General features: G+C 54.2%; 9 protein-coding genes. All 9 read left to right on the plus strand.

Annotated features, from left to right (window positions below; genetic code table 11):
* The first annotated feature begins 201 nt into the window (after positions 1-201).
* Entirely contained in the window at positions 202-1,278 is a 1,077-nt protein-coding gene (rfbB, locus tag KCG87_RS14860) for a dTDP-glucose 4,6-dehydratase (protein ID WP_210558219.1), read from the plus strand.
* Entirely contained in the window at positions 1,275-2,168 is an 894-nt protein-coding gene (gene rfbD, locus KCG87_RS14865) for a dTDP-4-dehydrorhamnose reductase (RefSeq protein ID WP_210558221.1), read from the plus strand. The genes rfbB and rfbD overlap by 4 nt, the downstream gene beginning before the upstream one ends.
* Complete coding sequence (rfbA, locus tag KCG87_RS14870; protein WP_210558223.1) at positions 2,165-3,055, plus strand: glucose-1-phosphate thymidylyltransferase RfbA; 891 nt, start codon at positions 2,165-2,167, stop codon at positions 3,053-3,055. Before rfbD ends, rfbA begins: the two co-directional genes overlap by 4 nt.
* Before the next feature lie 53 nt (positions 3,056-3,108).
* Positions 3,109-4,032: a glycosyltransferase gene (locus tag KCG87_RS14875; RefSeq protein WP_210558224.1), complete on the plus strand. Its 924-nt coding sequence runs from the start codon at positions 3,109-3,111 to the stop codon at positions 4,030-4,032.
* Positions 4,029-4,991, plus strand: a complete 963-nt coding sequence (locus KCG87_RS14880; RefSeq protein WP_210558226.1) for an SDR family oxidoreductase — start codon at positions 4,029-4,031, stop codon at positions 4,989-4,991. The genes KCG87_RS14875 and KCG87_RS14880 overlap by 4 nt, the downstream gene beginning before the upstream one ends.
* A 364-nt stretch (positions 4,992-5,355) precedes the next feature.
* Positions 5,356-6,363 carry a glycosyltransferase family 2 protein gene (locus KCG87_RS14885; RefSeq protein WP_210558228.1) on the plus strand — a complete coding sequence of 336 codons (1,008 nt, stop codon included), beginning with the start codon at positions 5,356-5,358 and terminating at the stop codon, positions 6,361-6,363.
* A 117-nt stretch (positions 6,364-6,480) separates the two neighbouring features.
* Complete coding sequence (locus KCG87_RS14890; RefSeq protein WP_182401933.1) at positions 6,481-7,299, plus strand: ABC transporter permease; 819 nt, start codon at positions 6,481-6,483, stop codon at positions 7,297-7,299.
* On the plus strand, positions 7,289-8,656 hold the full coding sequence (locus KCG87_RS14895; protein ID WP_210558230.1) for an ABC transporter ATP-binding protein: 1,368 nt from the start codon (positions 7,289-7,291) through the stop codon (positions 8,654-8,656). Before KCG87_RS14890 ends, KCG87_RS14895 begins: the two co-directional genes overlap by 11 nt.
* Before the next feature lie 4 nt (positions 8,657-8,660).
* On the plus strand, positions 8,661-13,550 hold the full coding sequence (locus tag KCG87_RS14900; RefSeq protein WP_210558232.1) for a glycoside hydrolase family 99-like domain-containing protein: 4,890 nt from the start codon (positions 8,661-8,663) through the stop codon (positions 13,548-13,550).
* Positions 13,551-13,591: the final 41 nt, after the last annotated feature.

Consider the following 13,591-nt stretch of genomic DNA (forward strand, 5'->3'; position numbering starts at 1 on the left):
AATTTTGGGGCGTCGCTTATCCATATCCATTAGTAAAACGTTCATTAAGCTGTAAAATGCAACCCTTGTTCGATTGTGGTCTATTCCCGCGTCGTTTCAGACTGACTCTGACGGAAGCCATCATATCTGATGGCTTCTGCATTCAAGGATTAGACAGTGCTCGTTGGTGCCACTGTCCGCAGCTCAAGGGTATGCTTTCGCGTGAAAATTTTAGTTACCGGCGGCGCCGGGTTCATCGGCTCGGCAGTCATCCGTCATATCATTTCCAACACCAACGACGCCGTCGTGAATGTTGATAAGCTGACTTATGCCGGTAACCTCGAGTCGTTGGCAGAAGTCAGCCTGGATCCGCGTTACGCGTTTGAGCGCGTTGATATCTGCGACCGTGATCAGATCGATCGGGTTCTGCGTGAGCATCAACCGGATGCAATCATGCACCTGGCCGCGGAATCCCACGTGGATCGTTCGATCTCCGGTCCGTCCGAGTTTATCCAGACCAACATCATCGGCACCTATACCTTGCTGGAAGCTGCACGCCAATACTGGGCGGCATCGGATGATGCGCGTAAGGCCAACTTCCGTTTTCACCATATTTCCACTGACGAAGTCTATGGCGATCTGGAAGGCCCGGAAGAACTCTTCACCGAAACTACGCCTTATCAGCCTAGCTCGCCATATTCGGCCAGCAAAGCCAGTTCCGACCACTTGGTGCGTGCGTGGGCGCGCACGTATGGTTTGCCGACACTGGTCACCAACTGCTCGAATAACTATGGTCCGTGCCACTTTCCTGAGAAGTTGATCCCGCTGATCATTCTCAATGCACTGGAAGGCAAGCCGCTGCCGGTCTATGGCAAAGGTAATCAGGTGCGTGACTGGTTGTATGTCGAAGATCACGCGCGAGCGTTGTACAAAGTCGTGACCGAGGGTGTCATCGGCGAGACCTACAACATCGGCGGCCATAACGAAAAGCAGAACATCGAAGTCGTCCATACCCTGTGTGCGCTGCTCGATGAGTTGCGACCGGATTCTGCTCATCGCCCGCATGCAAGTTTGATCACCTATGTGCAGGATCGCCCGGGCCATGATCAGCGCTACGCGATTGATGCCAGCAAGATCCAGCGTGAGTTGGGCTGGACCCCGAAGGAAACCTTCGAGACGGGTATTCGCAAGACTGTCGAGTGGTATCTCAACAACTCTGAATGGGTTGCCCATGTGAAGAGCGGCAGCTATCAGCAGTGGATCGACCAGAACTACGCCGGTCGTTCGGACAAGGCATGAAGATTCTCCTGCTGGGAAAAAATGGTCAGGTCGGCTGGGAGTTGCAGCGCTCCCTTGTTCCGCTAGGGGAGTTGGTTGCCCTTGATCGGCACCCGGTCGATGGTTTGAGTGGTGATCTGTCTGACCTCGATGCCCTGCGCGCGACGATCCGCAAAGTAAGGCCCGACGTTATCGTCAACGCTGCGGCCTATACAGCTGTCGATAAGGCCGAGTCGGAGACTGAGCTGGCCGACCGTGTAAACAGTGAGGCCAGTCGAGTCATGGCGCAGGAGGCCGCATCCCTGGATGCCTGGCTGATCCACTATTCGACCGATTACGTATTCAGCGGCGAAGGCTCGACCCCTTGGCAAGAATCCGATGCTGTCGCTCCGGTGAACCATTACGGCGCCAGCAAGCTGGCAGGCGAGCAGGCAATTGCAGCCTCGGGCTGTAAGCATCTGATCTTTCGTACCAGTTGGGTCTATGGCGCTCGTGGCAGCAACTTTGCCAAAACCATGCTGCGTCTGGCCAAGGATCGCGAATCGCTGGGCGTGATTGCCGACCAGATAGGCGCTCCAACGGGGGCGGACCTTATTGCGGACGTGACTGCGTTGGCGATCCAGCAAGCGATACATCGCCCGGCGTTGTCGGGCCTCTATCATCTGGCAGCTGCCGGTGAAGTGTCCTGGCACGGCTATGCCAGTCTGGTCATCGACTTTGCCAGGGCGCACGGTGAGGAACTCGCTGTTACGGCCGTGAATCAGATTGATACCACTGCCTATCCAACTCCCGCGCGCCGCCCGTTGAATTCACGTTTGAATACGCAGAAGCTGCGCGACAACTTTTCTCTACACTTGCCGGATTGGCAAAGCGGTGTAACCCGAATGCTTATGGAAGTTCTGAATAAATGACCACGACAAATCGTAAAGGCATCATTCTCGCCGGTGGTTCGGGCACGCGTCTGCATCCGCTGACGCTTGGAGTGTCCAAACAGATGCTGCCAATCTACGACAAGCCGATGATCTTTTATCCGTTGTCGGTGTTGATGCTCGCAGGAATGCGCGAAATTCTGATCATCTCGACGCCGGACGATCTGCCATGCTTCCGTAAGTTGCTTGGAGACGGCAGTCTCTATGGCATCAAACTGACTTACGCCGAACAACCGAGCCCGGATGGGCTGGCGCAGGCATTCATCATTGGTGAAGAGTTCATCGGTAATGATCCTTGCTGTTTGATCCTGGGAGACAACATCTTTTATGGTCAGCATTTCTCCGATAACCTGCGCTCCGCCAGTGCCCGTCAGCAAGGTGCGACCGTTTTTGGATACCATGTTTCCGATCCTGAGCGTTTCGGGGTTGTGGAGTTTGATGCTGCTGGTCGTGCGCTGAGTATCGAAGAAAAGCCGGTTAAACCGAAGTCGAGCTACGCGGTCACAGGCCTGTATTTCTACGACAATCAAGTCGTTGATATTGCGAAGAAGATCAAGCCGTCCGAGCGCGGCGAGCTGGAAATTACCGATGTGAATCGTGCTTATCTCGAACAGCAAACCCTGAATGTCGAGATGCTGGGGCGTGGTTTTGCGTGGTTGGATACAGGCACCCATGACTCTCTGCTTGAGGCGAGTCACTTCGTCCATACCATTGAGCAGCGTCAAGGCTTGAAAGTGGCGTGCCTGGAAGAAATTGCATACCACAACGGCTGGATCACTGCAGAACAGTTGGCTGTGCAGGCCGACGCCTTGAAGAAAACCGGCTACGGCCAGTACTTGCAAAAATTGCTGGACTCACCTTCCCACTGACTGAAACACCTCGTTTCGAGTGGGAGCGTTCAACAAGTCCGAGCAGGAAAGCTATGCCAGTAAAACATCCCAAGGTTGCGGTTTTGCTGGCAGCCTTCAATGGAATGCAATGGATCGAAGAGCAACTGGATTCGATTCTTGGGCAGTCCGGCGTCGATGTAACCGTTCATATCAGTGTTGACTCTTCAACGGATGGAACCGAGTCGTGGTGTCATGCCTATGCGGCTCGGCATCCTGCCGTCGTCGTGCTGCCTGGCGCTGGTACTTTCGGTGGAGCCTCACGCAACTTCTTCAGGTTGATTCGCGATGTACCGATTGAAGATTACGACTTCGTCGCGTTCGCCGATCAGGATGATGTCTGGTATCCGGGAAAACTTGAGCGAGCAGTCCGTCAGATCGGTGGTCGGCACGTAGACGCCTACTCAAGTAACGTCATTGCATTCTGGCCAGACGGCCGCACACATCTACTCGATAAGGCTCAGCCTCATACTGCTTGGGATTTTCTGTTCGAGGCGGCTGGGCCGGGGTGCACGTATGTGTTCAGTCGCCAGCTATCGAGTCCGCTTAAGGCCTGCATGCTTGCCAACTGGAACGAGTTGCAGGAAGTCAGTCTCCATGATTGGTACTGCTACGCCTTTGCTCGAAGTAAAGGTTTCAAGTGGTTCATTGATGAGCAGCCTTCGATGGACTATCGCCAGCACGAGCGAAATCAGGTGGGGGCCAATACCGGCATCAACTCGCTGATTGCGCGCTACAAGACCATCCATGACGGCTGGTGGTTTTCACAAGTTAAAACGATCACGCGCTTGGTAGGGCTTGAGCATGATGCTTTCGTCAGGCAGTGGTTTTCGTTGTCGAGGTGGCAACTGTTGAGGCTTTCATTGAGTGCCTGGAAATGTCGACGCCGAGTGCGCGATAAGTTGTTCTTCTTTTGTATCTGCTGGGCGACGGCGGTAGTTGGAAAAAAAGCCAAATGAGCGGTCCACGAGTTCTGGTAACAGGCGCCACCGGTTTTGTGGGTGAGGCGCTGATCTTTCGTTTATTGCGAGACAAGGTGTTCACACCTGTCGCTGCTGTTCGTGGTGAGACGAGGCTGAGTGGACTCTGTCCGGTCGTTGCATTCGATCTGGAGGGTGATCGCTCCTTGCCGAGCCTTGAGCGTGTCGAGGTAGTCATTCACTGCGCGGCGCGTGTGCATGTGATGAACGATGTGGCGGCCGATCCGCTGCAGGAGTTTCGCAGGATAAACGTCGAGGGCTCTGTGCGCCTTGCCCGGCATGCCGCGAGCGCGGGTGTCAGACGATTCATCTTTATCAGTTCGATCAAGGTCAATGGCGAGATGACCCTGCCCGGGCAACCATTTTCTGCTGATGATCGACCCGCCCCCGTTGATCCGTATGGCGTTTCCAAATGGGAGGCCGAAGAGCAACTGATGCAGGTAGGCAAGGAGACGGGAATGGAGATTGTCGTCATTCGTCCGCCGTTGATCTACGGTCCAGGTGTTAAAGCCAATTTCTTCAATATGATGCGTTGGCTCGAGCGGAGGGTGCCGCTTCCGCTCGGCGCGATAAATAACCAGCGCAGTCTGGTGGCAATCGAAAACCTGGTCGATTTGATAACCGTCTGCATTCGTCATCCGGCTGCTACCGGACAGGTATTCTTGGTCAGCGATGGGGAGGATCTTTCTACCTCGCAACTGCTCCGCCGCATGGCCGTTGCGCTGAGCGTGAAACCATGTTTACTGCCAGTGCCCTCATGGCTGCTGAGTAGTGCTGCGTCGCTGCTCGGGCGGCGTGCTTTGGCTCAGCGCCTGTGTGGTTCGCTGCAGGTCGATATCGGTAAAACCCGCTCGGTTCTGGGCTGGTCACCGGTCATCACGGTAGAAAGGGCGCTGCGTCAAACGGCGGGGCATCATGATTCCAGGCTCCAGCGCTGAGGTCGCATTGCCCGATTGTTCCCTGTGGGAGGCTGTTTGCTTTCAGGTGTTGGCAAACTGCTACCCTTTTTTGCTCGCGGTGCGCTTGGTACCCTATGCCCCCGGCGCGGTGGCGCATTGTCGATGCTCGAGCGCCAGGCTCAGGGTTACTAAAGTTCAGCTTTCCATATCAGCACCGGGCTGTGGAAAGCGATAATGTCACTGGGCTATCTAATGGCAGGGCTTCGTCGTTATAATTGCAAATTTTGCGCGACTTGGAGCGGCGCATGAGCCCTCGTGCGGCTCGATCGGCCAAGGGGTCGCTCGCCCTCAACAGACGAGCTGTAGCAGGCAAAATTTTATCATTTCAGCAACGGAGTGCTCGGTGGTAGCCCCCCTTTCCCCGGTTGTCCAAAACGACAATTCGGATTATCACGATGTGGATCATGGTCGGCCGGATTTCGCCGGGACCAAGGTGCGGATTGCGATTCTATTGTGCACCTTCAATGGTGAGCGGTTTCTGGCTCAGCAGTTGGAGTCCATCGCGCGACAGACGTGCCCTGACTGGTTTGTCGTGGTTTCGGATGATGGCTCCACCGACTCAACCCTGGAATTGCTGCGTGAATACTCCGAACGCTGGGGGGACGACAAGCTCTCTGTCCGTCAAGGGCCGAGGTCCGGTTACGCCGCCAATTTCCTCTCATTGACGTGTGACAAAACGATTGAAGCCGACTACTTCGCCTGGGCAGATCAAGACGATATCTGGCAGGCGAACAAGCTGGAATGCGCCCTGCAAAAACTTCAGGAAACGCCTTCGCAAAGTCCGGCGTTGTACTGTGGCAGAACTGAGTTGATTGACGAGCAGGGAGCGCGTATCGGCTTGTCACCTTTGTTCGCGCGTCCGGTCGGATTTGCCAATGCACTGGTGCAAAGTGTAGGTGGTGGAAACACAATGGTGTTCAACCAGGCGGCCCGACAGCTGTTTCAACAGGCAGGCGAGGATCTGGATGTGGTCTCTCATGACTGGTGGGCCTATCTCCTCGTTACCGGTGCGGGCGGCAGTGTCATTTACGATACCAGCCCGACGATTCTCTACAGGCAACATGATGCGAATGTCATCGGTGCTTCCTCGGGCGTGATGGTTCAGTTTATGCGGGTTCGCATGCAGTTTCGCGGTCGTTTTCGTGGGTGGAATCAAAAGAATATTGCAGCACTGGAGTCGATCAGGTTCCAGTTGAATGAAGAAAGCCGGATGAGGCTGGATCGGTTTCAGCGAGCGCGAAGCTCTCGAGGATTGGCCCGGGTCATCTGGTTACGACGATCCGGGGTCTACCGGCAATCCTTATGGGGCAACCTTGGGCTGGTTTTGGCGACGTTGTTCAATGGAATCTGACACGCAGCCGGGCTTGGCTCCTTTCAGGAAGAGTTCTGTGGTAATTCAAGTAATGGTTGGGCGAGAGAGTTTGCTGGGGGATTTAAACTCCCTCGGATTTATTGAGGTTTTGAAAAAATGCTGAACTTTTCGACTTCGCCCAAGGAGATGCTCAATGGCATCTGGCGCAATAAAGGTCTCATTCGAGCGCTGGTGCAGCGGGAAATTGTCGGACGCTATCGCGGCTCGATCATGGGCATGCTGTGGTCATTGTTCAACCCGATTGTGATGCTGGTGATCTACACCTTTGTATTCAGCGTTGTGTTCAAAGCCCGATGGAGTGTGGATAGCAGCTCGAAGACCGAATTCGCGCTCATGCTGTTTGCCGGCCTGATCGTGTTCAATCTGTTCGCCGAGTGCATTAACCGGGCTCCGGGTCTGATTGTCGGCAATGTCAACTATGTAAAGAAAGTGGTGTTCCCGCTGGAAATTCTTCCCTGGGTAACGCTGGGCGCCGCCATGTTTCATTTCCTTGTCAGTCTTAGCGTGTGGTTGATTGCTTACCTGATTTTCTTCGGAAAGCTGCAGTACACGGTTTTGCTGTTGCCGGTATTTCTCGCGCCCTTGATGATTTTCGTTGTTGGCCTGGTCTGGTTTCTCGCCTCGATAGGGGTTTACCTCAGGGATGTGAGTCAGATCATTGGTGTCTGCACTTCCGTTCTGATGTTCCTGTCGCCGATTTTCTATCCGATCACGGCGTTGCCCGAACAGTACCGGCACCTGTTGTTCCTGAATCCGCTGACACCCGCAATCGAAGATACGCGGGCGCTGCTTTTCCGGGGAGAGCTGCCGAGTTTTCTGCACTTGGGTTTCTACTATATCGCTGCAGCCCTTGTCTTTTGGCTAGGATTTGCGTGGTTCCAAAAAACGCGTAAAGGGTTCGCTGATGTCCTCTAATACAGCAATTGCCATCAATAATCTGAGCAAGTGCTTTCATATCTACGACAAGCCGAGAGATCGGCTGATGCAGATGTTCGCTCGCGGCCGCAAACAGTACTTTCGTGAGTTCTGGGCTCTGCAGGATGTCTCGTTCACCATTGAACGTGGCGAAACGGTCGGTATTTTGGGGCGTAACGGTAGCGGTAAATCCACTCTGCTACAGATGATCTGCGGCACTCTCAATCAGACTCATGGCGATATTCTGACCCATGGTCGTGTAGCTGCCTTGCTGGAACTGGGATCCGGGTTCAATCCGGAATTCAGCGGCCGCGAGAACGTGTACATGAATGCCGCGGTACTCGGTCTTACGCGAGAGGAAACCAACGCACGCTTTGCCGAAATCGAGGCATTTGCGGAAATCGGCGAATTCATCGATCAGCCGGTCAAGACCTATTCCAGTGGCATGATGGTTCGCCTGGCTTTTGCCGTCGCCATTAACGTCGATCCACAAATCCTGATCGTCGACGAGGCGTTGTCCGTCGGCGACGAACTGTTTCAGCGCAAATGCTTTGCACGCATCGAAGCGATCAAAGCCAGTGGCGCCACGATCCTGTTCGTATCGCACTCCGGGAGTGCGGTCATTGAACTGTGTACCCGTGCGATTCTTCTGGACAAGGGCGAGAAGCTTGCCGAAGGGGTACCGAAGGTCATCGTCGGTCAATACCAGAAACTGCTGTATGCACCCGCCGACAAGGTTCTCGACATCCGCGAGTCGATCAAATCCGGCGCACTTGAACGACTTGAACTGGAGCGAGAGGCGCAACGTTCAGTGGTTGCAGTCGAGGCTTCCCAGGCCACGGACAACGGTCTGGAAGAATACTTCGATCCTCATATCGTCTCCAAAAGCGTGATGTCCTACGAATCTCACGGGGTTCTGATCAGCGATCCACGCATCCTCAATTCCGCCGGCAAACAGGTCAACTGCCTCAAGCGTGGTGACTGCTATCGCTATACCTACCGCGTATCGTTTTCGACAGGCGCGGTTGCTGTCCGCTTTGGCATGATGATCAAAACGCTGGCAGGTATCGAGATCGGTGGTGCAGCCAGTGCAGCCAATTCGCAGGACTCCATTACCTACGTTGCAGCCGACGCGCAAATGGATGTCGAGTTCAAGTTTGAGTGCAACCTTAACCCTGGGACCTATTTCCTCAACTCGGGGGTGGTGGGTGTCGTCGGGGAGGGAGAAACCTACCTGCACCGGCTGATCGACGCATGCCTGTTTCGTGTTCTGCCGGAAACCGCTATCACAGCGACCGGAACGGTAGATTTCAAATGTATTGCAGCCTTTACTACTTCAAGCGTTGAGCATAATTAATCTTATGGATGATAAACAAATAGTCGTAGTTCTGGGCATGCACCGAAGCGGTACCAGTGCCATTACGCGTGGTTTAAAAGTCCTTGGTGTCGACCTGGGCGATAACCTGTTGCCCGCCGAGTCTGGCAATAATGAAAAAGGCTTCTTCGAAGACGCGACCATCACTGCGTATAATGAAGAGTTGCTGGCCGATTTGGGCCACACCTGGGATAGTCTGGTGCCCATCAGCCCTGAAGAGCTGAATTCGCCAATCACTCAAAGCCATAAAGTTCGTGCCATCGAGCATCTGCGCGAGAAAGTCGCGGACATCAACTGTTTCGGTGTAAAAGACCCACGTATGTCGAGACTGCTCCCGTTTTGGCAGGAAATCTTTGCCGAGCTGGGTTTGAAAGTCAGCTACGTCGTCGCCTTTCGTAATCCGAAAAATGTTGCCCATTCGCTGGTCAAGCGAAACGAGTTCGAAGTAGAGAAGGGCTACTTTCTCTGGCTGGAGCACATGCTGTTAAGTTTGAAGTACAGCCAAGGCGCTTCACGAGTTTTTGTAAACTACGAGCTAATGCTCCAAGAGCCTGAGAAGCAGTTGTGCCGCATCTCCAAGTCGCTGGGATTGCCATTCGATCCTCAGGGACCGGAATTTCAGGAGTATCAGCACGAGTTTCTCCAGAGTTCGTTGCAACACAACAGCTTCACCCTCGATGGACTCGCCAAGGACGAAAAGGTCCCCGCAGATGTCTTGAATCTCAGTTTCCTGCTTTTGCAACTTTCGCGCGATGAGCACGCAGATGATCAGGCTGTTGTGGCTACGGTGAGCGAGCTCTATCAAGCGATGCTCACGCGTTTGCCTGAGTATCGGCTCATGCGGCATTTCGATGAAAATAACGCTGATCTAAGCGCGCAGCTGAGTATGAAAGCCAATAGCCTGAAGACTCTCGAAGCTGATCACAGCGCACTTGTTACTGCTCATGGCAAGCTTGAGACGAGCCACGTCGAGTTAAAAGCTGAACATTCAAAACTGAACGAATACCGTCACTGGCTTGAGAGCCAACACAACTCTCTTCAATCGACTCTTTCCGAATCGCAGGGCTCGATTCAGAGCCTCGAAACTGACCTGTATCGCTACACCTCCGGGAGGTTTCTGCTCAAGTCGCTGGTCTTGCACATGGCCGAGCGATTGGGTTTGCGGTATCGAGGCGATAACCCCGCTGAAAGCGAACTGTTCAATGCTGATTACTACCTGAGTACCTATGAAGACGTTCGTGCCGCAGGTATCAATCCGTTGGAGCACTATCTCGCGCAAGGCTGGCGCGAGGGGCGGGATCCATCGGCTGGGTTTTCCACCAAGTTGTACCTGGAGCATTATTCAGATGTACGGCTGCGACGTATCAACCCGCTGATACATTATTTGCGTTATGGATATTATGAAGGTCGACCGATTTTCGACATCAAGGGGCGTAACTATCACCTTTCCCGTAAGGTGAGTCGTCACCGGGTTGTCGTGCAACTGCTGAGTCTGGTTTCGCAGCAGCCGCAATTGCTCGGACGTTTTGTGCGTGAAGCACGGCGTGGAGGGCTGCGTCACGCGCTGGCGATTGCTGTTCGTAAACTCAGGCGTAGTCAGAAGCGATTTGCCCTGAGCCAGGTCTCCAAACTGCTTGGCGATGCGGCATTGATTGAGTACGAAGTACTGACGGTCGTGCCTTACTATCTGGATCCTTATCTTTGCGAGGTTCCAAAAACGGCGACGCAGATGATTGCTGTCCATCTTCATTTGAACAGTGAGCAAATGTCCGGGGACTGGCTTGGTTACCTCAAGAACATCCCTGTCGAATTCGACCTGTACATTTCGCGGATTGGCAACGGTGGGTCGAAGTTTGACGATAAGTTGCTGCGCGCTACCGTACCTCTACTGCGCCAGTTGGTTGTTGATGTCGTACCTGAGCAGGCCGGGGCGATTGCATCTCTGATTGTCCAGTTCGGCGGGCGTCTCAAGGAATATGACGTTGTCGCGCACTTGCACGACGAAGCCGGTGCTGCAGATGATTCGGGCGTGAAAGAGCGTCTTGATCTGCTCTGTGGTTCGCCTGGCAATATCGGTCAGATTCTCCAATTGCTCGGTGGGGATGCGAAGGTGGTGTTTCCCGTCGACACCCGCGTTGAATCCGCTGCCTACCATCAGGCCGGCTGGAGTGATGCCGCAAATGTAATCGGCACGGCTCTGGAAAAATACAGAGAGGTTGATGCCAAAGTTTTCCCGAGCGCGCAATTCCCGCGCGCCGCTCTGTTCTGGGCACGGGTTGGCACGATCAGCGATCTGCTGCAACTGCCATTGCAGTATGAGCACTTCGCACATACCACCGACGATGTTGCGCCTGACATGTTGAGCCGTTCGCTGGAGCGTTTTGTACTGGTAAATACTACGACCAGTGAAGGGCGCAATTACCAACTGGAAGCGCCGCAGATCTCCCACGAACCTCGGGACTACTACGAGCCACAGGTCGATTACTCCGCGAGTATCAAGCACGACACCGTCAAGGTGCTGGCGTACTACCTGCCCCAGTTCCACCCCACGCCTGAAAATGATGAATGGCACGGGACCGGGTTTACCGAATGGCACAAAGTTCGTTCAGCCAATCCGTTGTTCTTCGGGCATTACCAACAACATGTTCCGCATGAAGACATCGGCTACTACCACCTGGATGGCCCGGCGCAATTGCAGCAGCAAGCCGAAATGATGCAGAAGTCAGGGGTTCATGGCCTGATTTTCTATCACTACTGGTTTACTGGACGGATGATCCTCGAGAAGCCGGCGCAGATGCTGATGGCCAATCCCGAGATCAACATGCCTTTTGCCTTCTGCTGGGCGAATGAAAACTGGACTCGTCGTTGGGATGGCAACGAACAGGAGATACTACTGGGCCAGGTCTATTCGAAAGAGGATGCGCGTGGCTTCATTCGATATCTGATTCCGTTCTTCAAAGACGAGCGCTACATCAAAGTAGACGGACGTCCGATGTTGCATGTGTATCGTCCGTCTTCGATCGAACACATGGAGGAGTACCTGGAAGTCTGGCGTGAAGAATGCGAGAACGCGGGTCTCAAGGCGCCTTACATGGTGGCGACATTGACGCGCGGTGCTACGCAGCCAAGCGACCACGGGATGGATGCGGCCGTCGAGCGGGTATTGCATGACTGGACCGCTGATGCCGTACAAGACACCCGCGGCCAGTTGCGTGCGTACTGGCCTCTGGAAGGTAACGTTCTTAACTACGGTGAAGTTGCCGACCATTACATGGCACAGGATCTGGGCAAGGATTTCACCTTGTTCCGGTCCTTGGTTCCAACTTGGGACAACACCGCTCGTTACGGCAATCGAGCCTATGTGCTGAACAACTTCACTACAGAAAAATTCCAGACCTGGATGGAGTTTTTGGTGGATTATTCCGAGCAGAACCTGCCGGAAGATCGTCGATATGTTGTCGTCAACGCGTGGAATGAATGGGCTGAGGGCGCGCACCTTGAACCTGATACCCGGTTCGGTTACGGGTACCTCAATTCCATCGGGCGCGCACTGTCCGGTCAGGCGTTTACAGCGACCAGCCATTTCGCACCTGCTACGGGTCTGAAGCTCAACGTAACATTGACCTCGGACGCCTTGGCTCGTCTTGAAGCCGAGCCGGAATCGCGTCGCAAGTTCCTTGCGTGCCTGGCTGGCTCAAGCATGCTGCAGAATTGCTCGGTTGCTGCAGACAACGCTCAGGTCCAGCAGGCATTAATGGCGCAAGGCCTGAACGTCGGCATCCACCAGCCCGAGAATGCTGACTTCACGTTGGTGTTCAGTGATATTTGCCTGTTTCCTGCATCGGCCATCGAGTCGTTGCTGAAAATGGCCAAACGGCACAAGGGTTATGCGGTATCGGCCAGTGTGCGAAATGACCCGCTTTATGTGCAGAGTGAAAGTACCGTCAACTTCAGTATCAATGCGGACCAGGTGGCGTTCATGGCATTGCAACCGGCGGCCCCGGCGGTCGGTTACAAAATATGCTGTGAAGCCACATGTTTCCGTTTGCTGCCTGAGAGCGGTATGCAGTCCGCAACACCCGATACGGTATCGACCATCGTGCGTTATCACCGTCGCGGTGACCGGGCTTCGCTGCTCAATGCACTGCTTTCGTTGGTTGCCCAGTCCGGTTGCCGGGTATTGCCTGTGCTGGCGATCCAGGACATGGATGACGAAGAAATAGCACTACTCCAGGCGCAGCTCAATCAACTGCCGTGGAGCGAGCACTGCGAACCGGTGATTCGCCGTTACTTCTCGACAGAGCAGGCACCGGATCTGCGCTCGCTGATGTTGAACGATGCGCTGAAAGCCGTGGGCAGTGGCTATGCGGCGTTTCTTGATTATGACGACATGCTGTTTCCGTGGGCCTACAGTTCACAAATTGAGCAAATCAAGTCCAGCGGCAAGAATGCAACCTTCGCGCGTGTTTACTCCACCATGGTGGACTCGGCGACTGGGTGCATTATCAAACGTGACAAAGTTTATGATTACGGTGAAACCTATCGCGACTTCATCGAGCATAACCATGCGCCGCTGCACAGCTTCCTGCTGGATCTGAATCAGTGCGACCTGCAAGCCATTACTTACTTCGATGATATGAAGTACATGGAAGACTACTATCTGACGATGCAGTTGTTCACTCGCGAAGGCACAGATTGGGAGTCATTGCGCACCTGTGGTTTTATCGGTGACTACATCCACCGAATTGGCTGTGACACTCATACGCTTGCGCTGACTGACGAGCAGCAGCGTGCTGACTTGCTCAACAGCGAGTCCTATCGCATCTGTGAGGCCCGCATCAAAGCCTTGCGCGATCGTCTACTGCCCCAGGCATAGGGCTCAGGAGGCCCGTCAGTGCACTGGCGGGCCTTGATCGT

It is taken from the genome of Pseudomonas sp. MWU347 (assembly GCF_017947305.1).
GTDB classification, from domain to species: domain Bacteria; phylum Pseudomonadota; class Gammaproteobacteria; order Pseudomonadales; family Pseudomonadaceae; genus Aquipseudomonas; species Aquipseudomonas putida_A.